Annotated in this window: 20 protein-coding genes; 8 read left to right on the top strand and 12 right to left on the bottom strand. The window is 31.5% G+C overall.

The window, feature by feature from the left end; genetic code table 11:
- Positions 1-199: 199 nt before the first annotated feature.
- Positions 200-553: a DUF3307 domain-containing protein gene (locus BMY33_RS23990; RefSeq protein ID WP_091404824.1), complete on the top strand. Its 354-nt coding sequence runs from the start codon at positions 200-202 to the stop codon at positions 551-553.
- A gap of 45 nt (positions 554-598) precedes the next feature.
- Here BMY33_RS23990 and BMY33_RS02005 read toward each other — a convergent pair whose 3' ends face one another.
- Positions 599-2,185: a phytoene desaturase family protein gene (locus tag BMY33_RS02005; RefSeq protein WP_091404821.1), complete on the bottom strand. Its 1,587-nt coding sequence runs from the start codon at positions 2,183-2,185 to the stop codon at positions 599-601.
- A gap of 304 nt (positions 2,186-2,489) precedes the next feature.
- Between BMY33_RS02005 and BMY33_RS02000 the strand changes: the two genes are divergently transcribed.
- Together BMY33_RS02000 and BMY33_RS01995 are read left to right on the top strand one after the other, a co-directional pair.
- Positions 2,490-3,005 (top strand): hypothetical protein, encoded by a 516-nt coding sequence (locus BMY33_RS02000; protein ID WP_091404818.1) that lies wholly within the window; start codon positions 2,490-2,492, stop codon positions 3,003-3,005.
- Between the two features lie 252 nt (positions 3,006-3,257).
- A complete protein-coding gene (locus tag BMY33_RS01995; RefSeq protein ID WP_091404816.1) occupies positions 3,258-4,004 on the top strand; it encodes an acyl-CoA desaturase in 747 nt (248 codons plus the stop codon).
- Positions 4,005-4,115: 111 nt separating this feature from the next.
- Here BMY33_RS01995 and BMY33_RS01990 read toward each other — a convergent pair whose 3' ends face one another.
- Entirely contained in the window at positions 4,116-4,985 is an 870-nt protein-coding gene (locus BMY33_RS01990) for a DUF5694 domain-containing protein (protein WP_244542960.1), read from the bottom strand.
- A gap of 450 nt (positions 4,986-5,435) precedes the next feature.
- On the opposite strand from BMY33_RS01990, the gene BMY33_RS01985 reads away from it, so the two are divergent.
- Both BMY33_RS01985 and BMY33_RS01980 read left to right on the top strand, forming a co-directional pair.
- Positions 5,436-6,233, top strand: a complete 798-nt coding sequence (locus tag BMY33_RS01985; RefSeq protein ID WP_170836976.1) for a sensor histidine kinase — start codon at positions 5,436-5,438, stop codon at positions 6,231-6,233.
- An 18-nt stretch (positions 6,234-6,251) separates the two neighbouring features.
- Positions 6,252-6,968: a LytR/AlgR family response regulator transcription factor gene (locus BMY33_RS01980; protein WP_091404812.1), complete on the top strand. Its 717-nt coding sequence runs from the start codon at positions 6,252-6,254 to the stop codon at positions 6,966-6,968.
- A gap of 10 nt (positions 6,969-6,978) precedes the next feature.
- Here the strand turns inward: BMY33_RS01980 and BMY33_RS01975 are convergent, their stop codons facing one another.
- The 3 genes from BMY33_RS01975 to BMY33_RS01965 all read right to left on the bottom strand — a co-directional run bounded on the left by BMY33_RS01975 (position 6,979) and on the right by BMY33_RS01965 (position 12,412).
- Positions 6,979-8,001 (bottom strand): hypothetical protein, encoded by a 1,023-nt coding sequence (locus BMY33_RS01975; RefSeq protein ID WP_091404810.1) that lies wholly within the window; start codon positions 7,999-8,001, stop codon positions 6,979-6,981.
- Positions 8,002-8,111: 110 nt separating this feature from the next.
- Complete coding sequence (locus BMY33_RS01970; protein ID WP_091404807.1) at positions 8,112-10,664, bottom strand: toxin-antitoxin system YwqK family antitoxin; 2,553 nt, start codon at positions 10,662-10,664, stop codon at positions 8,112-8,114.
- 362 nt (positions 10,665-11,026) lie between these two features.
- On the bottom strand, positions 11,027-12,412 hold the full coding sequence (locus BMY33_RS01965) for a glycosyltransferase family 2 protein (RefSeq protein ID WP_244542978.1): 1,386 nt from the start codon (positions 12,410-12,412) through the stop codon (positions 11,027-11,029).
- Between the two features lie 311 nt (positions 12,413-12,723).
- Here BMY33_RS01965 and BMY33_RS01960 point away from each other — a divergent pair, with 311 nt between their 5' ends.
- A complete protein-coding gene (locus BMY33_RS01960) occupies positions 12,724-13,809 on the top strand; it encodes an adenylate/guanylate cyclase domain-containing protein (RefSeq protein WP_091404800.1) in 1,086 nt (361 codons plus the stop codon).
- Between the two features lie 117 nt (positions 13,810-13,926).
- Positions 13,927-15,009 carry an adenylate/guanylate cyclase domain-containing protein gene (locus tag BMY33_RS01955; protein WP_091404797.1) on the top strand — a complete coding sequence of 361 codons (1,083 nt, stop codon included), beginning with the start codon at positions 13,927-13,929 and terminating at the stop codon, positions 15,007-15,009.
- Positions 15,010-15,368: 359 nt separating this feature from the next.
- On the opposite strand, the gene BMY33_RS01950 is transcribed toward BMY33_RS01955, so the two are convergent.
- The 3 genes from BMY33_RS01950 to BMY33_RS01940 all read right to left on the bottom strand — a co-directional run bounded on the left by BMY33_RS01950 (position 15,369) and on the right by BMY33_RS01940 (position 18,441).
- Positions 15,369-16,010 (bottom strand): SDR family oxidoreductase, encoded by a 642-nt coding sequence (locus BMY33_RS01950; RefSeq protein WP_091404793.1) that lies wholly within the window; start codon positions 16,008-16,010, stop codon positions 15,369-15,371.
- 742 nt (positions 16,011-16,752) lie between these two features.
- Entirely contained in the window at positions 16,753-17,166 is a 414-nt protein-coding gene (locus tag BMY33_RS01945) for a hypothetical protein (protein WP_091404790.1), read from the bottom strand.
- A gap of 6 nt (positions 17,167-17,172) precedes the next feature.
- Positions 17,173-18,441, bottom strand: a complete 1,269-nt coding sequence (locus BMY33_RS01940; protein ID WP_091404789.1) for an NADase-type glycan-binding domain-containing protein — start codon at positions 18,439-18,441, stop codon at positions 17,173-17,175.
- Positions 18,442-18,779: 338 nt separating this feature from the next.
- Between BMY33_RS01940 and BMY33_RS01935 the strand changes: the two genes are divergently transcribed.
- Positions 18,780-20,081: a hypothetical protein gene (locus tag BMY33_RS01935; RefSeq protein WP_091404787.1), complete on the top strand. Its 1,302-nt coding sequence runs from the start codon at positions 18,780-18,782 to the stop codon at positions 20,079-20,081.
- Between the two features lie 215 nt (positions 20,082-20,296).
- Here the strand turns inward: BMY33_RS01935 and BMY33_RS01930 are convergent, their stop codons facing one another.
- From BMY33_RS01930 to BMY33_RS01915, 4 genes are all read right to left on the bottom strand, one after another.
- Entirely contained in the window at positions 20,297-20,575 is a 279-nt protein-coding gene (locus tag BMY33_RS01930) for a GIY-YIG nuclease family protein (RefSeq protein WP_244542959.1), read from the bottom strand.
- 237 nt (positions 20,576-20,812) lie between these two features.
- Positions 20,813-21,976, bottom strand: coding sequence for a hypothetical protein (locus tag BMY33_RS01925; RefSeq protein WP_091404782.1), 1,164 nt, complete (start codon positions 21,974-21,976; stop codon positions 20,813-20,815).
- A gap of 135 nt (positions 21,977-22,111) precedes the next feature.
- Positions 22,112-23,224: a DUF1266 domain-containing protein gene (locus BMY33_RS01920; RefSeq protein WP_091404779.1), complete on the bottom strand. Its 1,113-nt coding sequence runs from the start codon at positions 23,222-23,224 to the stop codon at positions 22,112-22,114.
- Between the two features lie 7 nt (positions 23,225-23,231).
- The gene (locus tag BMY33_RS01915; protein ID WP_091404776.1) at positions 23,232-23,972 is read right to left on the bottom strand and encodes a hypothetical protein; all 741 of its coding nucleotides are present in this window, start codon (positions 23,970-23,972) and stop codon (positions 23,232-23,234) included.
- Positions 23,973-23,975 lie beyond the last annotated feature (3 nt).

Raw genomic sequence — 23,975 nt, 5'->3', positions numbered from 1 at the left:
TATTAAAATTGGATATTAACTATTACACCTCAGTGTATATTCATCTCATAAAAGAGCAAGAAGTTCACTATTCTTTATCAAAAATATTGATATTACAATATACTTAAGTTTATGCTCATTTTCATGTTTTTTTATTACAATTATTAAAACTTTACAGAAACAATTAGGTTATAACTCACTGAATTAATATCTTTTAGCTATGATCTTTAGCTTTATTTTAATAGCTCACTGGATAGGGGATTTTGCATTTCAAACTTCCAAAATGGCTTTGAAAAAAAACGAAAAGATTAAATGGTTAAGTATACACGTTTTAGTGTATACAGCAGTGTTAGCTATTTTCGTAATATTTCTATTTCCAATAAAAATCGCTATAACTTATATCTTACTAAATAGTCTACTACATGGTTTTACTGATTTTTTCACTAGTAAACTTACCATGCGTTATAGAGAAAATCCGCGAATATTTTTCCCTCTTCTTGGTTTAGATCAATTGATTCATATCCTTACACTATATATAACATATTTAAACGTAGAATCTTTATTGATTTTGTAAACATCGAAGCGTGTTATCAATTGAAATGATACCTACAACAATAGACTAGACAAAAATCTTATTTTTAAAATTTATACCGGTTGCGGCAGAAGCAGTCACAACTCCTGCAAATAATGCTCCACCGACACCTGCCGTAACAATATCCTGTCCTGTTAAGTACAATCCTTTGATTGGTGTTCTAGGTTGCAAGAACTTCTGACGAAAACGATCTGGAGTATGATCTATTCCATAAATTTCTCCTTTTTTATAATTCACAAAATGTTCTGTACTGAGTGGTGTAGAAAGTTCATAATGATCCACCTCTTCTTTTAAGTGAGGAAGCTGTTTAAAAAGTTCACTCATTAAACGTCGAGATATCTTTTCTTTCCAAGCTTCGTAGTCTTCTCCCCTTTTCATCCAGCGGGTATCTTTCCATTGAGAAACAGTTTCATAAGGTACTAGTGTAATAATATCAATTGTACTTCGACCAGGATATCTATTAGGCCAATCTGGATCTTTGGCAGAAGGAAATGAGACATAAACAACAGGGAAAGGAGCTGTTTCATCTTTTAAGTAACGATCTACACAAGTATCATGATCACCATCTTCTGGATATATCCAAAAATTAGTTTTTGGGAGTTTTAAAGCTTTAGGAGAACTTTTAAACCCCATATACAAACAAGCATGAGATACAGATGGTGTTACTTTCTTCAATTGATCTAATAATCCATACTTCTTACTAATATGGTCAGGAATTAGCCTTTCGAAGGTATTAAAAACACCAGCACCACTAACAATAGTATCTGCATAAAACTCCTTACCATCAAACATTTTTACCCCTTTTGCTCTATCATTCTCAATAATAATTTCTTCTACAGCAGCGTTCGTGAGAATAGTACCCAAAGAAGCTTCAATCACTGGATCTATCGTATCAACGATTTTAGATGATCCACCAATTGGAAAATTACCTCCACCAAAATAATGTCTAGCTACAGAAGCATGCATAGCAAAGCTACTTTGCTTAGGAGGTAATCCATAATCACCATACTGTGCAGATAATACTTTAATTAATTCATCATTTTTGGTGAGCTTACTAAGTACTTCATATGTAGTTTGATCGGCAAATTTCAAATAAGGCCTTTTTAAAAAACCACCTATAAAAAAACGTAATAAGTTTGGCAATGCTTTTTCTTTATAAAAAGCTCCCATCGCTTTGTTTGCTTTAAAAACTAAATCAATATAAGTATCAATTGCTTTTTCTTCATTCGGAAAATAGCTTACCATCTTATTTCTAAAATTTTCTACACCCTTTACAAAATCATAAGATCTATTCCCTATAATAATACGATCATACACTTCTCCCATATCTGCCCAAGTCAATTTACCATCAGAAACATAGTCAAACAATTTTCTTATCGGGCTATTCTCCTGTTGTACTCCACCTATATAATGTATACCAACATCCCATTCATATCCTTTACGTTTAAATATATGAGTAAAACCGCCTGCAGTATAATGACGTTCTAATACAAGAATCTTCTTCCCTTCTTTAGCCAAAATAGCAGCAACTGTTAGACTTCCCATACCAGATCCAATAATGATGGCATCATACTTATCTTCTAACTTCGGACGTTGTTTATAGGATTGAATCATATATTAATATCTTGGTTGAATACCAAATCTAATAAGAATCTTAGTACGATACTTGATAAACTTTAAAAATGATTATTTTATAAAACCACAATACACTAATAATCAACATGCAAACTAAAAAAATACTGTTTCTCACTGTTATTAGACTATATGTTATTCACACCTTAACTAAACATTAAAAAAAGTTAAAAATTCCCCTAAAAATATTATGTATTATTTACGATTTCTTAAAAAGTAATACCCTCATTTTTTAGGTACTGTTGTTTACTTTTATTTCAACTTTTAACCTTAAATATATTACACAATGAAATCACTTTTTAAATCTTTTTTAGGAACTTTATTTATATCACTAATTATCGTTTCATGTAGTAATGACAATGATTTTAATGAGTCTACAGAGTCTACAGATCGAACTGCTATATTTGATCTTGTGGGTACAGAGGAACAACGTATTGCCACTGCAGAAGAACTCAGTAAAATACCTGCTATCATAGAAAAAGCCGGATGTACATTAAGCGGTGATGAAGGATGTTCTGACAATGCTTCATCTGAGTTTGAAAGATATGTACGTGAGTGCACTACATATACTAAAAACTGGCCTCCTTCTGGTGTAGTAAACACATACTTTAGGAGTATGGTATATTATGTAGATGGTGATAGTGATATTAACTTAGATAATTACCAAGATGATTTACAAGCACAAGTATTACAAGTTGTTGGTTCTGGTGGAGCTGCTTTTGTAGATGCTGATATTATCTACTGGGAGTGTAATGACAGACAGAATAACTCTTGTGTAATACAGTATTCTGTATATAGATAAGATATTATCTAAAACATATTGGAAAACCAGGTTCTTAAGGACCTGGTTTTTTTATGATCATTTAGTAATTAATTTGAATTAATTTATAAAAATACTTGGTTACTATATCTAGAACAGCTTTTTATATTTATCTAAAAATAAACGAAAATATAACTAAATACATCTTATAAGTATATGTATTTTTGCATGCGTGTAATTAAACCATTTTAATGGTTTATATGAAATGATTACAAACTCAACTCTATATTAAAAATGGCTATTCTTATTTTCATGCTTGTACTATGGTATACAGGCTTATTTTTTCAAAGTTTCTTTTTACATAGATATGCTGCGCATCAAACATTTACTATGTCTAATTTTACAGAAAAAGCATGTTTTTTTCTTACTTGGGTATGCCAGGGATCTAATTATTTAAGTGCGTATGGTTATGGTGTAATGCATCGTATGCATCACGCATTTGTAGATACCGAAAAAGATCCACATTCTCCTAAGTACGATAATAATATGTTTAGTATGATGTGGCGTACTAAAAATATATATCAAGATATTAATAATGAACGGATTTCTCTTGATGCAAAATTCACCAAAAATACTCCTCAATGGAAATCATTTGATGCTTTTGCTAGTTCTAATTTTTCTAGAATTGCTTGGGGACTAGGTTATACAGTATTCTTTTATTTTTTTGCATCAGTTTGGTGGCACTGGTTATTTCTTCCAGTAGCTTTCTTTATGGCACCTATACACGGTGTTATAATTAATTGGTTTGGCCATATTGTTGGGTATACTAATTTTAAAGTTGATAATACTTCTAAAAACTTGTTGCCAATTGATTTTTTAATGATGGGAGAAGGTTATCACAACAATCACCATAAACATAGTGGTAGAGCTAATTTTGGTGGAGTACGATGGCATGAAATAGATCCTACTTATTATATCATGTTATTGTTGGATAAGTTGCGTATCATTAAATTAAAAAAGAGCGCGGTTACAGTAAAATAATAATTGATTTAAGTTTACTAGTTTCTTAAAAATTAAATCAATAAAACAAAAATATCGAGCATACTATGCTCGATATTTTTGTTTATGACTATATAACTTTTTTACATCATATTACAAACTACTAAATTCTATAAAATCATATTCAGGGGAATACTCAAATAAATGTCTTAATACAGATGCATGACCATTTCCTACGATTACAAGTATTCTATCTTCTTTCGTATGATCAATTTGCTGAATCTTTCTAAACATTCTCAGGTTTCTATTATACCACCATATAGATAGAAAATCTGCTCCTCGATTATCTTCCAACTTAAAATCACCAACAAGATAAGAACCATAATTATGTCTATGTCCTTCTTCCGTATTCATATATTTGATATAATCCAATATCTTCACTTTAGAAGGAAATTTAGTAGACTCATCGAAGGATTTCTGCGTCATTTGTGCAAATGGATCATCTGATTGAAAATCATACCCTTCTGTTAGCTCTTTCATCATTTTTGGGTACTTTTTTTCTAAATCTGAGCTAAAGGTAGTAGCATCTACCGAATATATCTTATCTAGTTTTAGATCATTCGCTATACGCATCCCCAACTGATAACTCTCATTTCTTACATCTCTATGTTTTCCGCTTTTATATTCTTCAAATTTCTTATCCATCCCCCAATCTTCTTTTGCCTCAATAGTTACTTTGGTAGGATTAAATCTTTTAATGTATGCAACCAATTCCTCCACTTCTGACCTCTTAGGTTCTTTTAATACATCAATCTTATCATCTTCATTGGTCTTGGTATAATCAAGACCTGGATAACTGAAATGAAAAGTACCTACGACCAGCACCTTTGTTTTCTGCTTAGGATAGTAGCTAGCATAGGGCTTTAGAATTCCTTCATTCTCCTTTGATATTTTTTGAGCGTTTATTTTGGTTGTAAAAAAACCTACACTGATACTGGCAAGTAATAATAGACTGTATTTCATTATATATTGTTTTTAAAATTCTATACAATTTTATGATCTATTAAGAAGGGTACGATATATTTTACACGAACACCAGTTATTATTTCATCAACATTACATATTATAAAACATAGGTATTGGTTGTATAAAAACCATAGTTTATCCTATTAAAAGAATTGTTCGTACTAATTGAATAAAACAAATAGTATTTAAAAGTATTTTTGGAAAATGAATACTAAAAAAGAGTTTATATACAACGTACTAATTATATTGGCAATTATACTCCTTGATATACTTGGTGATTATATTATATTTAATAAAGATATTTTTTCTTCGAATTTTACTTTATTCTTATTTAAGACCACATTTACTATAACACTACTAACCATATATATTATAAATTATATATACAGTGTCCCAAAGTTCCTATTTAAGAAAAAATATTTACAATACTTCCTAGCATTCATAGTGATGATTCTATTATTTGCTGGGTTACGATTTTTTTTAGAAGAAGTAATCTTATATAATATCACAGGCAAGCATAATTACTTTTTTGATGTTCCACTATCAAAACTCGTTAGCAACTACGCTTGGGACTCTTTCTATTATACCCTAAGAGTTTGTCTAGTCAGTGCTGTAGTGTGTCTATTTTTTAGGTATAATGAGAACAAAGAAGAGATCTATCATTTACAGATTGAACAAGAAAAGGCAAAACTCTCTGCATTAAAATCACAGATTAGTCCTCATTTTTTGTTTAATACTTTAAACAATTTTTATGAAGAATTATATGATGACAAACCTAAAACAGCAGGTGATATTTTAAAATTATCAAAATTATTAAGATATGTTACCTATGAGACTAATGAAGATTTAGTTCTAGTAAATAAAGAAATAACCTTTATTGAGGATTATTTATACTTCTTCAAACGGAGATATGAAGATAATTTTCACGTACAATTACATATTGATGGTTTTGTACATAATCTAAAAATCCCTTCTCTTATTTTAATACATTTTGTAGAGAACGTATGTAAGCATGGTATTATAAATGATAAAAATCGCCCAGCTAATATAACATTGACAATTAATGATAATACGCTGGAATTAAGAACTAAAAACCACATCAGTACTTCTGACACATATACAGAGCCTGGTATAGGGACTAAAAATATTGAACAAAGACTTGGTTTTATATATAAGGATAGCTTTATTTTAGATTATCAGAAAAATGATAACCTGTTTGAAGCATATCTAAAACTTACGCTCTAATCCTATATAACCTGAATAATGAATAAACTATTTTCTTGTATAATTATTGATGATGAACCAGCAGCGATTAGATTGTTGGAGAAGTATTGTTCCAAGGTTTCATTTTTAGAAGTGAAAAATACCTTTACAAATCCATTAGAAGGGTTAAAATATTTAGAAAGTGAACCTGTAGATCTTGTATTTTTGGATATACAAATGCCAGAGATTACTGGAATCCAGCTATCAAAAATTATCAATAAAAAAACTAAAATAATTTTTACTACAGCGTATCCTCAATTTGCCTTAGATAGTTATGAGGTAGCTGCTCTAGATTATCTCCTAAAACCTGTTGATTTTGAGCGTTTTTATAAATCAGTATCTAAATTAAGAGTGACAAATGATACCGAAATAGGAATCAATCGAAAAAATGCGGAAGAATTTTTCTTTTTTAAAACGGATGGAAAAAACAAGTATGCTAAAGTTTTCTTAGAAGATATTATATACATCGAAAGTTTAAAAAACTACATAGCTATCCATTTACAGGATCAGCAAATTATTACCTACAATACCTTAAAACATTTTAAAGAAACCTTACCATCTTCTGATTTTATACAAATACATAAATCATATATCATTTCTATTAAACACATTGACAAAATAAATAATGATACTATTTGGATTCTGAGTAAAGAATTACCAATTGGAAACACCTATAGAAAATCATTTTTTGAGACTATAGATAATCATCAGTTTTAATTAAGAAATGTTATTTTTTTGCTTTTCTTTTAACCAGTTCCGCGATAATAGGCAGAAACTTATTTCCGGTTATTTCAGAAATCTCTATATACAGATCGGCAGCTTTAGTATATTCTTCTTTACCTTCCAGAACTAACGCATATAACAATTTAGACTGTACATCTTTAGGATCAAACACAAAACAAATATCTATATCTTTTTCTGCGTTTTCAAAATCTTTAAGTCCTAGATAATTTTCAGCCCTACTCCTATACAATGATAATTCCTGCCTATTTTCTATTAGAAAGGATAAAGAATCGGTTATTTTTTGATCGGCTCTAGCAAATCTTTTGTTCTCTCCTTCTTTTTTTATTTCATCTAAAAAATAAAAATAATCATCACAATCATGAATTAAATCTTTTTGTACAGTAAGCACAAGTTCCTCTCCAAGTCGTCTTCCTAATATCTCTGGATCGGTGCCTGTAGTATCTTGTAATGCAATGGATATTAATTGTTCTTGATGATTCAACAAACCCTTAGCAATACAATTAGCAAAAAAGTTTTGATCAATTTTTGTTTTATCTACTTCGGAGAAACAATTACACATACTATCTGCCACTTCTTTTTTAAAAGCTGGATCATCTATACTGAGTCCTTTATCAATCTTCTTTTGCTGAGCAAAAATTTCACGATATTCTTTTTCAGTAATACGTTGCACATTTGTCTGTATAACCATATCAGAGAAAGGAGATGTACTTTTTTGTACATATGAATTTTCGTTAGTTTCGAGAATGGCTACATCTATGGTAAATGATGCATCCATTTCTATATCATAAGGATTATCAACCACCTTATCTAATATTAACTTATATCCACACTCTGACCATTCTAAAGAAAGTTCGAGTTTCATTTTAGAAATCGAATTATACTCTTTTTGTTTATTTCCCACTCTATGGAGTAAAGAAACTCCAGTTATAGAATCTTCAATTTTAAAATAACCTTCCCTAAACTGATCGCATTCCTTTTTCTGTCCTAATGCAACTATAGAAATCATTAGGGAAATTAGTAGTAGTTGTATTTTCATTCTTTGGTATCTCTATTCTTTAGCTTTTATTGCGTGGTAATATACTACAATTACTTTACTAAAATTTATTGTCTTTTGTTCTAAAAAAGAATAGTTGGTCCCAGGTAGTTCATATTCAATCCTAATTTAACAGCATTTGGAAATTCATTATAATCATTAGCTTTCTCGGTAACCTCTAGCATAATATTACTTTCCTTATCAAAACATTTTATAGATAAAGTATCCTGATTTAGTTTAATAAATATTTTTGAATATACTCGTAAATTATAAGAGTTTTCCTTAATCAAAATCTCTCCTGATTTCATCACTCCATTATCAAAAATAGCTGTATGAAGTATACTTCCATTAGTGTCATACCTAATTACATTACCTTCTAATTTATAATCTTTTAAGGAATATGAATATTTTTTACTTTCTCTATTAGCATTATATACGACTACATCTTGATTATTTTCGGATATATAATCCGTAACAACTACTTGATTTTTAGATGTTTTTTCTTTTTTAACAATAGCACCATTTTCATACCACACCTCTTCACCTCTATGTACTTCTTTTCCTTGATATGGAAGGTCTTTTTTATATATCAACTTACTTATTAGGTTACCTTGGGTATCATAATAAATAGTTTCTCCTTCTAACATATCATTTGTATAATTCTTTACGGTTTGTTTATTTCCATTATAATCGTAATTAACAAAAGCTCCTTCTCTTTTATCATTTATATAATACCCTTCTTCTATTAATTTATTGGAATAATTCATTCGTTTATACACCCCATTTTTTTTAGCATTTTTAAATGTCAAATAAGAATTATTAGTATGGTTGTAGGCAACTCCTTCGTATGGTTTTTTATCTTTAAATAACAGCTCTGCAATCACTTCTCCACTTTCTTTATAAAAAACTGCTTTTGTATTTATATCTATATCTTCTATTAATACATATTCATATTCTTTACTAGTATTAGACATGTAGCGTTTCTTATATTTTTTACTTTTTACTAATGTACCATTATCCATCTCCTTATATTCCTCTACCACATCTGTATTACTAAAATACTTATACAAGATTCCTTGCTTTAATTGATGATCATATGTAGCTATCTCATTATCTGATCGATCATAAAAGATCTCTTTTGCTTTACTTCCCTTTTTATAAAAAAGAACCGAACGTTTTTTTGGTGTATCGTGATAAAACGTTACTTGTTTTAACGTTTTATAACCTTCATAAAATTGCTCTACGATACCAACTTTATTAGTGTCTTCTGGAAAATATCGATATGTTTTCTCAGAGATTTTATTTCCTTTTGAATATTTTGATATATAGTTAATTTTCCCTTTATAATTAATTCTATATCTAGTCCCATCCTCTTCACTTAAGTATTCATCTGAGTTAGATGTTACTTGACCAAGTTCTAATCCTTTTTGATCATAAAAAGTAGCTTTACTATTCTGAAATACACTAAAAGGAATATTGGTATCAGGATAGAAAGTAGTTTCTTTCATTAATGTACCCTGATTATATATAACCGCTCTACCAGTCTCTACTAATGTTCCTTGATATGGTTTATAGTCTTTATAGGTAAGCTTGCTAGCTTGATTCCCTTCTTTATCGTAATTAATCTCCTCTTTTTTGTACTTATTTTCAAATAAAATTTTTGACTTTGTTTTTTTATTTTTATAAAAACGTTCCATATATACTACATCTCCTTCCTCATTAAATTCTTCTATATACTCAATAAGATGCATTTCTTCTGGGATTGTATTGGAATAAAACTGAACATGTGTTCCATTTATAAAACTCCAACTCTTATTAGGATCTTCCAGAGCCACACTATGTAATAAATTCCCCTCTAGATCAAAATATTCTATTTTCTGTTTAGGCAATTCTACAAATCGATTTCTTAGTACACCATTCTGATAATAAGTTGCCACCACTCTACCGTTCTTATACTTATAGTCTCTAACTTGTTTTACTCTTAATGGACTTCTATAATAGGTAACATACACTCCCTTATATATTCCAGTTTCCTTTTCTCGTGTAGAAGTTCCAATGTACTTACCATCATTATCATAAAACTTGGTTTCATGAATTTCTAAATAAGTTCCTGTATTTTTTTTGAAATATTCATACCTAGCACCATTTAGATCTTTATCATAAACAACTTCTTTCAAGATACTATCACGTTGTACTAAATAGGTCTGCGAAGTTCCATTATTAAAATTAGCTTCTCCTGACACAAAACGACCATCTTTATATTGAGCAGTAAGTTTTTTATCTTTATAATAAGTAATAAAATCACCTTCTAAACGATTATTCTCATAAGTAAAAGATTGTATTACTTTCCCATTAGTATCATACCAAGTAACGACACCTTCCCAAAAATCATTGGTCGGGTTTGAAGAGGTACCTTCCATTTGTAAGGAACCATCTATATAATAATCTCTTATCAGGTATAACTCTCCTTTTTTAGATACCGGAGGACGATAAAAAGCTGCATCATCTTTGATTGATGTTTTCCAAGTTTTATCATACCAAATCGTATCATTTTGCCCAAAAGCCTTAAAATTCAAATTACTAATAACTATATATACTATTACAATAAAAACAGTGTTCCCTTTAATAATACTCATCCTATAATATGCTATTTTATATCAATTTATTTATGTAAAAATAACTATCGTACCAATAATAAATACCCCTGAAAACAAGGATTTTTTAAACCCTGAAAAAAGAATAACCTAAACTATTAGATAGCAAAAGCTCCTCTAATTGGGGGAAGAGGAGCTTTTTGGTAGGTTGATTATCATAGTTTAAATTGATAAGCAAAAAAAGTGTAGTTGAGTTTGTGTAGTTACTTTTATAATAGTTTATTCATTTGTGTTATAAATATATCTCCCCAAGGCCTGTAAATTTATTGGGGCTAAAACTTTCAGAACCTTGGACGGAAATAAATTGGTTGGTTAATTGAAATAAAAAAGGGTAATTAATATTGTTAGGATACAGGAACAACTTGTTGTTGTTGCTGTTGTTTGTCTAGTTCTTTTTTAGATAGGTCGCGGGTAAGCCAACCACCTCTTCCAGCAGTCGCTATTGCATATGGTGTAATCCAGAATAAAGTAAATGCATAAAACAAACTATATGGGTATGCCCATAAAGATTCGGACAAACTATGTTTTTTAGCATAAAAGAATGCCTGAATACTTGAGAATATAAGAATGCTCACTAGTGTAGAACTGAAAAATAATATTGGATATGTAGCTATAAAAAACACCATTAATAAAGTAGCAGGATACGCCATTACCATTTTTAACCATTGGTTTAATAATAAAATTCTAGTTCCCACTTTTGATCCTTCTCTAAAATTAGTAAAGGCAAACTTACTCATAGCAATATTTTCTCTAATATTACTACGCTCCCATCGGATAAACATTTTGTATAAATTCTTATAACGTTCTGGAGTATTTGTATACACATATGCTTTTCTCTGAAACAACACATTATACCCTTGTTTAAGAATCATATTAGTCATTGCTCTATCTTCTCCTATTTTAGAGACTTGTCCCATAAAAGTCTGAGTAATCCATTCTGCCCTACAATTCATAACGGCTTCTCTGCGATAAGCAGATAAAGCTCCAGGAGTGCATAATACAGAACCTAAAGTACTCTGTGCAGAACGTATAAACTCAAAACTAAAAGCAAAACTTACATTTAGCATTCTTGGGATTAACGCTTTGTCTCTATTTAATACTTTTACATTACCGGCAACTGCACCACAGGATTCATTAGTAACAAATGGTGAAGCCATCACACGAAGCGTATCCTCTTTTACAATAGAATCACTATCTACGGTAATAAAAACATCTCCCATTCCAAGATTAAATCCTCTGTACAGTGCATGTCTTTTTCCTCTATTCTCCGGTTGTTGATAGATAGAAACACGATTTCCTAATTCATTTTTGGCTTTTTTCATCCAATCCCACGTGTCATCCTGGCTCCCATCATCAATAGAAATAATCTGTAATTTCTCGATTGGATAATCACTTTTAGCTAAACTATGAAGTGTTTTATATACCAATTCTCCTTCATTATACGCAGGAACAATTACAGTACATAATGGTAATTCTTTATCAGATACAGTATCGGTCGTTTGATAACGTAGATATAAATATAATATATAAACTAGAAAGCTTACTTTAATCAAAAGCAATGAAATACCCGCAATCATTAAACTAATTCCCCAAACAGTATTCATTCTCTCTAAACGAATTTGTTCAAAATATGGTTGTAAAAAATAGAATAATGATGCAGCTCCAAATAATAATAAAAAAGTTATTAGCAGCACAAACGAAGAAGATCCATTTAAAATCATATTCTTCATTCGATTACCGATTGAGTTTCCTGCTATCGGTGTTTCTGCCATTTCAATTGTTCTTGATATCTCCATAATGTTTTTTTATTACCACTCAGGAAAACCAAAATTGATACCATTCACAAACACTACTGAATAACAGCATATTAGATAAAATGCCAAAAAACAAAAGTGTGTATATATTACACAACTGTGTATTTTCACCACGTTATTTTCCACAATTTCTGATTCGGATTCTCAATCCCTACATTCGTTTAGGACACCTTAAAGGATTTAGTTATTTTTGTTAGTATACTAGCAAAAAAATATTATTCTAATAGATGAAAAGAAGTATCAAAAACTACCTCCGTTTATTATGGCAGTCCGTACTCTTTTGGTCCTTAGCTATGGGGTTCTTTTCTATATTTAGATATTATGGTATTGATGAGGAAGAGGGTATCTATATGATTCAGGAATATCGAGGATATACAGGTACCATACGTGCACTAATGGGTTTTTCTAGTATTGGAATATTAATTGGATTCGTTTATGCTACAATTGATTTACTTTTTGACAAGTATGCCTCTAATAAAATATCGCTAGTTTATAATCTGATTATTAGAACTATATTTTATTTCATTACTACTGTGATCATCTTTACGATTATTATGGATATTTTTTCGGATATCTATAATCTTAACTTAGATACTAATAGAGGGTGGTGGAAAGAAAACAAATCATTTTGGGCTACTATTCTGTATATAGTGATGGTTTCTTTTGTGTTTTCATTTATAAAAATAGCTACAGAAAAATTTGGAAGAGGTGTTTTTATTAAAATGCTTCTCGGCAAATACAAGAGTCCACAAGAAGAGAAACGTATCTTTATGTTTTTGGACCTTAAGGATTCTACAACCATAGCAGAGAAATTAGGCCATTTTAAATACAGTCAGTTTATACAAGATTGTTTTTATGATCTTAATACTGTTGTCCCAAAACATGAAGCAGAAATATACCAATATGTAGGAGATGAAGCAGTATTGAGCTGGCCCTATAAAAAAGGATTAGCTAATAATAATTGTGTGTCTCTCTTTTTTGCATTTCAACAAAAAAAACAAAGTAAAGCTAACTATTATCAAGAAAAATATGGTATGATTCCTGAGTTTAAAGCAGGGTTACACGGTGGTAAGTTGATGGTTACCGAAGTAGGTGTCATTAAAAAAGAAATAGCATATCACGGAGATGTGATTAATACATCAGCCCGAATACAGGCAGAATGTAATAATCATAAAGTGAAACTTCTTATTTCTGAAGAATTATTACACGATCTTAGTATAAGTAGCAATTTGTCCGCAACGTTCCTAGGTAGTGTCTTACTAAAAGGGAAACAAAAAGAGGTAAATATTCACACTATAAAGAAAGCCTTGTAGCCATCTAAAAGGGCTAAAAACATATTCTTTTTTATATAATCAAAGAAAAAAGTAGGGTGAATTCGTACGTATGTGTTTTAGGTATAGAAAACAGAAATCACGTAAACTATACCAGTTATGAATTATACATTAAAACAATACTTGCAGCTTCTTAAGCAGTCTGTACTTTTTTGGACAATTGCTATGGTATTATATTCAATATTTAGATATTATGGTATCGACTCAGAAGAAGGACTAGCTATAATAAAAAAATATAACGGAACACTCGGAGCATTTTATTATTTTATAAAATTCATTCACATTGGTGTTTTAATAGGTGTCTTATATGCTAGTGTAGATTTTATTTTTAATGCATTAACTAGTAATAAGATTTCACTTACCAATGATATTATTTTAAGAACTCTTTTTCACTTTATCGTAACATTTACGGTATTTATGATGATTACAGATTTATTTGTCACCCTTACATACACTACTTCTCATACACACACCGGTTTATATTGCTTTAATAAATCATTTTGGGCTGCAATTTTGTATATCATTTTAGCTTCATTTGTTTTTTCATTTATCAAAATTGCAAATGAAAAATTCGGAAAAGGAGTTTTTATAAAAATGCTTTTAGGTAAATATAAAAACCCACAAGAAGAGAAACGTATCTTTATGTTCTTAGACCTTAAAGACTCTACAACCATAGCAGAAAAGTTAGGACACTTTAAATACAGCCAATTGATACAAGATTGTTTTTATGATCTTAATAAAGTAGTTCCTAAACACAATGCTGAAATCTATCAATATGTAGGTGATGAAGTAGTCCTAAGCTGGCCTTATAAAAGAGGGTTAGCAGATAACAATTGTGTAAATCTTTTCTTTGCTTTCCAACAAAGAAAACAGGCGAAATCAGAGTATTATCTCCAAAAATATGGTGTTGTTCCAGAATTTAAAGCAGGATTACACGGTGGTAAACTAATGGTAACCGAAGTAGGAATTGTAAAAAAAGAAATAGCATATCACGGAGATGTTATCAATACATCTGCACGGATACAAGGGCAATGTAATGCTTATAAAGTACCTTTATTAATATCTGATAAACTGATCCAAGATCTGAAGATTAATGCCAATTTAACGTGTCAATTTTTAGGAAGTGTATTATTAAAAGGCAAGCAAGAAGAAGTAAACATTCATACCATAGCGAGGGTATAAATAGCGAGGGTTTTGGGGAAAGTCCGAGCAAGTCGAAGCTTACTGTGTGTTGTAAGCTTCGGCTTTTTTTGTTTTTTATTGGACCACCTTTCGACAACACTTCGACAAGCTCAGTGTAACAGCTCAGGGTTCGAACATCCGAGGGCTGTACTTCGGTAAACTCAGCAGCCGCGGAGCAGAAGTCCTTAGTAATCACCCTTCGACTACGCTCAGGGTTCGAGAATGTAACCAGCCGAGGGCTGAGCGGAGCCGAAGCCCGACAGGCGCGGTGTGACATCTCAGGGTTCGAAAATAAAAAACATCCCATTAAACATATAATCGTTTAATGGGATGCTTACCAACAAATAGTTAATATTCAATTATCGAATACTAGCTACTGTATCTAATGCTTTGTCAATCTGTTGTTCTCCATTAAGAATTTCAAAGACTTCTCTTCTAGCGATAGTGTCCTTCAAGCTCTGGACTAACACCTTGGCAACATCTCCTCTTGGAATAGAACCTTTTTTATTATCTAAACTTGTTGCTAATCGTATTTTTCCCGTTGGTACTTCATCATTCAGTGTACCAGGTCTAACAATCGTAAAATCTAAACCACTATTGGCCAGATATTCATCAGCATCATTTTTAGCCTGTAGATAATCTTGTAATTTATCAGACTGCTGTGGAGCGTCTGCTCCTATAGAACTTAACATAACGAGTTTATGAACTTTATGTTTTTTAGAGGCGTCAACAATTTTCATCGCTCCTTTACGATCTACAGTTTCTAATGCTTTTCCTTTTGATCCTGCTGCAAAAATTACTTTATCTATACCTTTAGTTACGTGAGTAACATCTTCGGATAAGTCGGCTAATACGGTTTGTATGCCTTGTTTTTGAAACTTTAGCTGCTGCTCTTCTTTTCGCACCATTGCAACCGGTTCAAAATTATCTTGATTATTTAATTCATTAATGACTTTATTTCCTGTGGTACCTGTGGCACCTACTACTAGTATTTTTTCCATACTTTAATATAACATTCAAGAACGCCAAAAACAAGTAAAAAGGCTCGTTTAACTAGGGTTTAACGGATAGTTATAAAGAGTTCTTAATAACAGTAAGTAAAATTTAATACTGATTCTGGAATAATCGAAACCCGCAGTAATCAGGGTTCGAGAATATCAGTATCCGAGGGCTGAGGCTCTCGAAGCCCGGCAGGCTCAGCAAATCACCCTTCCAGAGCCTCAGGGTTCGAACATCCCAGGGTTGAAGCTCTCGAAGTCCGGCAGGCTCAGCAACCGCAGAGTCAAAGTCCGGTGACTTCGAGAGCCTCAGTCACCTAATACTATAATAAAAATTTAACATTTTTTGTTGTTTTAGGGGTACTTCAGAGGTACCTCACTCCTATTTATGTACTACTCTCCTTCTAGTTCCGATATAGGAAGTTCCTGTGTTAAACAGAAGTGACACTTCCTTCTGACACAAGAGTTACTTCTCTTTACACCTAGCCATGCTTCTTATTAGAAGTACCCTTACCTTTTACTAGAACTAACCCATGCAAAGCTTTGGCTTACAGCACCTACTATGATAAGTCCCCTAAGCGAAATACTCATCTCGATATGCCTAATTATATAGGTACCCACTCCCTGGTAATGGCAGTAGGTTTTGAGTATTCTTAGACAATTTTTGTTAATGAGAAGTTAATTTATGAACGCCCATACTGTAATAAAGATTACCATAGTTTTAGGCACATAAAATATAAGATGCTTAAGAAGTTTTCAGGACAACATAGGACAATACGGACCAAAATATCAAGAATATCAATGCTAACATTAACCTTCTTAAACGAACAATATCCTTATGTAAGCTGCAAACATTAGGATTATTCTTTAGAACTTTTAGTGGTATAGTACTGCCAAGGTTTATCTCAGGATTATATGGAATTTTTTGAATCTCAGAATAACTTTTTTCATCTATTTTATAGGAAAGCCCTACTTTCATTACCTGTCTTGTTCCTTTTAACAATCTTGAAGTAACTGTTTGAAAAGCTTTATCGGCCTGACATAAAATTACAGTAGCATCAATAGTAAGTGATAAATATTTAAAACTGAAATATCGATATCCTTCGTACAAAGTATACGCAACTAATACTATTTCTATGATGCTAAGGTATATGATCATCTCTATTTACTTTACTACTTTACAATTTGATTTATGAACATCACATTTTTTTATCTTCCTTAATGGTTCCGTTCCTACCACAATATTATTAGCAATAAAAGTAGTTCCTGTATCTAAGCGTACTATGGTATATGTAGGCTGCGCTGCTTCAATTGCTTTAATAGATGTAACGGTTCGTTGCATATCATTTCCTTGTAGAACATCTCCTACTTTTAGTTGATAAACCCAGTCATAATCATAGTCTTTTATTGTTTTCGAAGGATTATAAGAAACCCAATCTCCATTGGCTCGTAATAGAGGATGGTCATTGGTACATGTTATCGTTGATTGATCATCAAAAGTAATGGTAACTAGGTTGTTGTGTATTGGGCTAGCTACTTCTTCTACAATAGTAGTGATATAGGTTTTTGTTTGTTTATGATAAGATACTACCTGATCACCTACTTTTACCAACTCAATTGGTTTTTGCGTAGCATTAGCCATGGTGATCATAGTCCCAGCAGCAAAACAATGCACATCAATCCCATCAAAATAGATTTCTGAAATCACGGTATCATCATATTTTTCTCCTGGATATACTTCTAGAATTTCAAATTTGATAGTCCAATCCGGTAACTTGGAAAGTTCATCATAATTATCGCGATCATCGTTACCAATTGGATCAACCGTAAAATGATTAGTTGCTCTTTGATCTTTTAAGTCTAAAATAGCATACGGTTTATCATCTATATACATTTTTAGTTTTTTAACTCTACTATTTGCTTTCCAAGCTTTTTCGCTTTTTACATACCCGTTTACTATACTAATTTTAGTAATCCTAGGATTTTCCTGAGGAAAACTAAATTCCAAAAACTCGCCAACTCCATATCCTTCAACTCCCTCTACCCAGGCATTTTTATAATCAAAATCATGAGAATTTTCAGGAACATATGATGTTTTCCCTTGTGTCTTTAAATAAGAAGAAGCAGAAACCTTAGCAATACTAGCACCACAATACCAACTACATCCATCAGTACCTACTTGCCAATAATCGCTATGCACCTCACTTACCTTCTCTAAATCTTGTTGTTCCTGTTTTGTAAGATCTTTATACTCAACCCCATTTTGCATCTTTTCCCAGATAACTTCGCAAGCTTTCCAATTTCTATTAAACTCCTGCTCACCTTCCTTACTAAATTCTAAAAGTTCTACAGAAGGAATCAATGCTTTGATTTCCTGTGCAGTAGTTACCATAGAGCATAACAGCAGTACATAAAAGGACAATATAGGTTTCATCTTATTCGCTTTTTTGGGGCAAGAAGTTATTATAGATCATCTTGTTACCTAACAAAGATACTATTTATAATAAGGAGATTAAACAAGTGTTAAAATTTTAATACAAAATATGCCTAATCAAACAATGTTTTGTTTCTGATTTTTTGGTAATATCTAATTCAAAAATGCTAATATCAGAATATCAATCTAAATCATTATAGGTTATAAAATTTAAATCAAGAGGTATATTATGATATATTCTAATAGTAAATTAAACTATATATTAAATATACCCGCAATTGGGTATATTTAATATATAGCATTTCCTTTATTTTTGAGTGAACTAAAAACTTTATAAAATGGGCCGAACAATTACTTTCTTTTCTTTTTTATTTTTAACAATTGCTAACCTTCATGCTCAATTATCTGATAAGGATGAAGAAGAGAAATTTAAAACGGATGTAAAACAATTATATCAAGACAAATCATATAATGAAGAGAAATTCATACATTATAAGGCATTAAACATTATTTTTAATAGAGAAATCAACAAACTATTAACGGAAGCTTCTGATTTATCTACACGAGCAGCGTTTGCTACCTTAGAAGAAGAAAACAATAGACTAACGTTGGGATATTCTATTAATCCTAATAACAAAACAACTAGTGGAACTGACTATATAAGGTATATATGGAGTATGGGAATCCAGGCAGACATAGAAGACAATTTCTCTAGTCTCTCTGTAGATAGTGAAATACAAAATGACATTGGTGTTTTTGTGAAATTCACTCAACTTTTTCACGGAAACATTGGGTATACGGACAAAGCAAAAATAAAAAAGTTTAGAGACGAGTACTTGCTTGATCAGGCATTATCATATAAATATGATAAATATAAAGAATCCCAGAAAGAAACAGATTTAACTATTGAAAAGAAAAAATCACTTGATCCTACTATCAATACAGAGGATGAATATAATAATGCTTATACTGCTGCTGTAAAAAACACTTATAATGAAACATTAATTGAAGAAGCTGAAACTATCACTAAAGGAAAATATATCAAAGCTTTAAGAAAAACATGGTGGTCAGCAAGAATTTATATGCCAATAAGTACCACGGAATATGAGGTCTTTAAAGAAGAATCGTCTCCTAGTTCTGAAACTAAAAGCTTTTATCCCTTATCACTAGAAGGTTCATTCAGTTATTATCGTAAATCAATGCGAATAGGAACGATGCAGTTTACAGGTTCTTATAATGGTTTTATGAATAACTCTATAGCAGCAAATATTCTTAAAGAAATAACATTTACCTCTTTACCTAACAATACTCCTACAACACCAGTAGAATTAAGCACCCAAAACAAATATATTGGTGAATTTGATTCTTTCATTACCCATAATCTTAAAGGTGATTTTGTTTACTTTTATCGTGATTTCCCTGTTGGGTTAAGTGCTTCTTTTGATTATTCATTTGGAGAATATGAAGCATCAACTTGGAAAATAGGAATTCCATTTTACCTAAAAGGTAAAAACGATGATTCTGCTATTAGTGTAGAATTACAATGGAGAGAAATACACGAAAAAACCTTAAGCGGTAAAAGTACGCACGCACTAGGATTTAGTATCGGTATCCCATTTGGTAATTATGTGAATCAATAATATTTTACAACAAACAAAAAGACAAAAAATACCCCCAATAGTTGCGTCCAACTATTGGGGGTGTTGTACTAACCCTTCGGCTTCACTCAGGGTCCGGAATCCGAGGGCTGAGGCTCTCGAAGTCCGGTTCAACTAGAATCACCCTTCGAGAGCCTCAGGGTTCGAACATCCGAGGATTGAGCGTAGCCGAAATCCGGTGACTTCGAGAGCCTCAGTCACCTAATATCACGATAGGCAATGGACAATCCTGGCAACGTATCCAAATCTCCATTCATTAATGCTTCCTTTTTCGCTCTGCTCCATCCTTGTACTTGTTTCTCTCGATAGAATGCCGTATCGATCCTATCATATTGTTCGTAGTATAATAACCTAACAGGTAATCGTTTTTTTGTATGATTAGCTCCTTCACCATTTTGGTGTTGCTGCAATCTTCTATCTAAATCTTTTGTGCTTCCTGTATAGTAACTGCCGTCACTACATGCTAATATGTACATATATCCTGTCATCCTTTATGATAGTAAAGTATTCATATTACTATGTGTCGGCATTAAAGCAATTGTTACCCTATGATTTCACCCTTCGACTCCGCTCAGGGTTCGGTAATACATAATGTTCAAAAATATCGTTTCCCGAGGGCTGAGGCTCTCGAAGCCCGGTTCAACTAGAATCACCCTTCGAGAGCCTCAGGGTTCGAAAATAGTTAAGGATTCGAGAATAGCTAGAGTACGAAACTATAATGAAGATTTAGATTTATCTAATTTAGGATACCAAGCTTCTAATACAGAAAAAGATCCTTTAATATAATATTTATACGCATCTACATTATAAAAACCTGAAAGTATACTTGGTAATACCGTAGGGTAATCCACAGCTAGATCTATTTGTTTGGGTGTTTTTATCCAAATATCTGTAAAAAAAGTTTCTGGATCTATTACTTCTACATAGACATAAATGTCTTTTACAAATTCATCTTTTATACCCTCTGCAGCTCGCGTTAACGCATTGAGATATGCTTTTTTTGAAGCTTCAGAATCCTTTTGAGAAACTAGTGATGTCTTTACCATCAGTAATAATTTTTGATCGTTTTTCTTTATTTTATAAATACTAACCGTATCGTTTGAAATATTAAGATGCGTTTTGATATGATTACTAACCGCTTCTGTTACGGTCTTATTATGATTTAACCAAGAATTACTTAGCTCCTGCGTTTGGCGATATATCAATCTGCTTACGGCTTCTCTTTCTAATTCGTTGTTGTCTTCTATTAGATAATGTAATGAATTTGGATATTGCTCGAATAACAATTCGTAGTACGCTTGATCTATTTTATCTAAATAATAGAAATATGTAGAATATTGTGGATTTTTATGAGATAAGTATCTAGATATACTATCCGTAGGCTTCATATTATTTATGATACCACTATATGCCATATTCAAAGATTCCTGATATCGAGATATTTTTTCGTGAAGGTGGTACGTAGTAAATAATTGTTTTAAGGTATCACTAACCGGATATATGTTAGAAATGTATTCGGTATTAGTAGCATAATGTTTTATGTACACATCATCTTCATATTCATCCCAAAAACTAATGATATTATGATGCTTCTTTGATAGGTCAGCCACTGTATAGTTTTGATAGACTATCGTATCTCTATTATGTATTGCTGTTATTTTAGCATATAAGGTACTCCAACTTCTTGCTGCATATTTTAGTTTTGCATATTGATAGTCTAAATCCTGAATCACATCCTTTTTAGCCTTGAACTTAATAATTGTAGCTACTTTATTAGTATCATATCTAGATTTCAAAAAAATGAAACTAACAAATAACACAACAAGGCACGTAATAATCACTAAGATCTGATATGCTTTCTTCTTTGTATCTGACATGGTTGTTTTATGATTTGAAATTCATACATTTTATTGCTTCTTTTTGGGATCTAGCAAATTGTTATGACAAAATATAAAGACTCAAAATCTTACTTACTATCAATAATCATCCAGAAAATTGAAGCTCTCAAAGTCTTACCCTTTTTCTACTTTCCGAAACCCGATAGTGGTTTTCTGTTGGTTGTTTATCTCCGAAAGATGTGTTTCGAAATTGGTCTTCATATTTTCTGGTAGCGTTACAGATTCTGGTTGTGTCCACGCTAAATTATTTGCAGGCCAATCACATTTTTCTTTAAAATAGGTCCATTTCTGTAATCGATCCGTGCAGGCTTCAAAATTATTACTCCAAAAAGCATGTCCTACCCGATAATTATCGTAATAATCCTCATGACTGTCAAACAGATAATAAATTAGTTCCGAGGCTTTTAGTATATTATTCCAAGCTTCGCTTTCTGAGATATAACCAGCCATAAATGCCCATCGACTCATTGGTATAACTCTAAACAAATCAAATCCCCAAATCAACTTCTTAGGCTTATTATTAATTACTACACCACATTTTTCTATATACATAGGATCTACTTTGGTAAGTCCAGAGATTTGATTAATCATATCACTTGCTGCATCTGATGAGATATCCTGTGCAAACCATTTAGAATGCATCCCATCAAATAAGCGAGCTATCATCTCATGGTATTGTTCTTTATTAAGTACTCCCCAATCTTCATTAAGGTATTGCTGATACAACACATCTTGCTTTATATCAAACCTTTGCGATTTAAACTTCTGTTCTCCTAAACGAATATTACACGGAAAAACTTCTAAAGTTTCTGACCAAGCACCTCCATAAAACATTTGCACTAAATTGAGCCTGATTGCTTTCTTTTGATCTAGATTCAATGAAATTACATTTCCCAGCTTATAATAGGTTTGCTGTTCTTTTATTGCTAGTTTTCGTTGCTTATTAAGAAATGAAATTATAAAAAATAAAGAGATAATTACTCCAACAATTATTGCAAGAAATTGAGGTTCTACCAAGGTACTTAATGGCATATCATTACCGTTAGATAGATTACCAAAAATATCAAAAAGCCCCATCCCTACTACCAACATAAAAAATAACGTCGCTGTGCCTAAGATGGACAATCCAACTTTGGCGTTCTGTTCTAAGTTTTGATACGCCTGTAAAAAGGTATCATTCTTTGGTGGGTTAACACGACTTAAGGGCGTATTTTGTAATAATTCCATAATCAAACTATTCTGCTGTGATTTTATAATTCTTGGTTTTATTACTTATTACTTGCGATTCGAATCTCCAACGCTTGTCTGAGGAAATAAGCGTTATCTTCTGAGCTTTTTTATCAGCTTTGAATTTTCCTTGTATTTCCTTATTAGCAAAACTACTATGGTCTGACTCTAAAGTATCAAAGGTAAGTTCCCCTATTCCTGTACTAGTTACATAAGTACACGTACTATCTACTGGATTAACAGCTATTACTTTAATCCATCCATGAGCTAAAAAAGGTTTTTTCTTTTCGTCCAATGATTGATTAATAAATCCATAAAATTTATCCCCTTGACTAGGTAAAGAAACAAACTCTTCTATATTCATTTTTACTTGTGGATTACTAAAAACAAATAAGTAAAAAACTAATGCAAAAGCACCAATTATTCCAATAATAGTAGTAGAAAAAATAACTTTTCCGAATGTCGAATACGTTTTTCCTGCATCTATAACCGGATACTCTTTAGCATATTCAACAGCAGTTTTTTTCATTTGCTGTGTCCATTCTTTTTTAGGGATTTCGGTGCGCTCCGGAGTTGTGTAAAAAGCAATTACAGGTTTCTTCTGAATATTTTGAACCAAGCCCGTATTTATAATCTTTTTATGCAAGCGAACTTCCATCATCACTTCCATGTTCGTATGTGGAGATACAAATTGACTTTTGAGTGTTTGATAATGTTCTAAATGCTCACTGATAGTAATAATAGGCATAAT

The sequence above is a fragment of the Aquimarina amphilecti genome, from assembly GCF_900109375.1.
GTDB lineage: Bacteria > Bacteroidota > Bacteroidia > Flavobacteriales > Flavobacteriaceae > Aquimarina > Aquimarina amphilecti.
The sequence above is the reverse complement of the archived record's forward strand: the minus strand, read 5'-3'. Positions and strand labels throughout refer to the sequence as shown.

Excerpts from the sequence above, each read along its gene's own strand:
- BMY33_RS23990 (WP_091404824.1), top strand. The coding sequence starts at position 200 with ATGATCTTTAGCTTTATTTTAATAGCTCACTGGATAGGGGATTTTGCA.
- BMY33_RS02005 (WP_091404821.1), bottom strand. The coding sequence starts at position 2,185 with ATGATTCAATCCTATAAACAACGTCCGAAGTTAGAAGATAAGTATGAT.
- BMY33_RS02000 (WP_091404818.1), top strand. The coding sequence starts at position 2,490 with ATGAAATCACTTTTTAAATCTTTTTTAGGAACTTTATTTATATCACTA.
- BMY33_RS01995 (WP_091404816.1), top strand. The coding sequence starts at position 3,258 with ATGGCTATTCTTATTTTCATGCTTGTACTATGGTATACAGGCTTATTT.
- BMY33_RS01990 (WP_244542960.1), bottom strand. The coding sequence starts at position 4,985 with ATGAAATACAGTCTATTATTACTTGCCAGTATCAGTGTAGGTTTTTTT.
- BMY33_RS01985 (WP_170836976.1), top strand. The coding sequence starts at position 5,436 with ATGATTCTATTATTTGCTGGGTTACGATTTTTTTTAGAAGAAGTAATC.
- BMY33_RS01980 (WP_091404812.1), top strand. The coding sequence starts at position 6,252 with ATGAATAAACTATTTTCTTGTATAATTATTGATGATGAACCAGCAGCG.
- BMY33_RS01975 (WP_091404810.1), bottom strand. The coding sequence starts at position 8,001 with ATGATTTCTATAGTTGCATTAGGACAGAAAAAGGAATGCGATCAGTTT.
- BMY33_RS01970 (WP_091404807.1), bottom strand. The coding sequence starts at position 10,664 with ATGAGTATTATTAAAGGGAACACTGTTTTTATTGTAATAGTATATATA.
- BMY33_RS01965 (WP_244542978.1), bottom strand. The coding sequence starts at position 12,412 with ATGAAGAATATGATTTTAAATGGATCTTCTTCGTTTGTGCTGCTAATA.
- BMY33_RS01960 (WP_091404800.1), top strand. The coding sequence starts at position 12,724 with ATGAAAAGAAGTATCAAAAACTACCTCCGTTTATTATGGCAGTCCGTA.
- BMY33_RS01955 (WP_091404797.1), top strand. The coding sequence starts at position 13,927 with ATGAATTATACATTAAAACAATACTTGCAGCTTCTTAAGCAGTCTGTA.
- BMY33_RS01950 (WP_091404793.1), bottom strand. The coding sequence starts at position 16,010 with ATGGAAAAAATACTAGTAGTAGGTGCCACAGGTACCACAGGAAATAAA.
- BMY33_RS01945 (WP_091404790.1), bottom strand. The coding sequence starts at position 17,166 with ATGATCATATACCTTAGCATCATAGAAATAGTATTAGTTGCGTATACT.
- BMY33_RS01940 (WP_091404789.1), bottom strand. The coding sequence starts at position 18,441 with ATGAAACCTATATTGTCCTTTTATGTACTGCTGTTATGCTCTATGGTA.
- BMY33_RS01935 (WP_091404787.1), top strand. The coding sequence starts at position 18,780 with ATGGGCCGAACAATTACTTTCTTTTCTTTTTTATTTTTAACAATTGCT.
- BMY33_RS01930 (WP_244542959.1), bottom strand. The coding sequence starts at position 20,575 with ATGTACATATTAGCATGTAGTGACGGCAGTTACTATACAGGAAGCACA.
- BMY33_RS01925 (WP_091404782.1), bottom strand. The coding sequence starts at position 21,976 with ATGTCAGATACAAAGAAGAAAGCATATCAGATCTTAGTGATTATTACG.
- BMY33_RS01920 (WP_091404779.1), bottom strand. The coding sequence starts at position 23,224 with ATGGAATTATTACAAAATACGCCCTTAAGTCGTGTTAACCCACCAAAG.
- BMY33_RS01915 (WP_091404776.1), bottom strand. The coding sequence starts at position 23,972 with ATGCCTATTATTACTATCAGTGAGCATTTAGAACATTATCAAACACTC.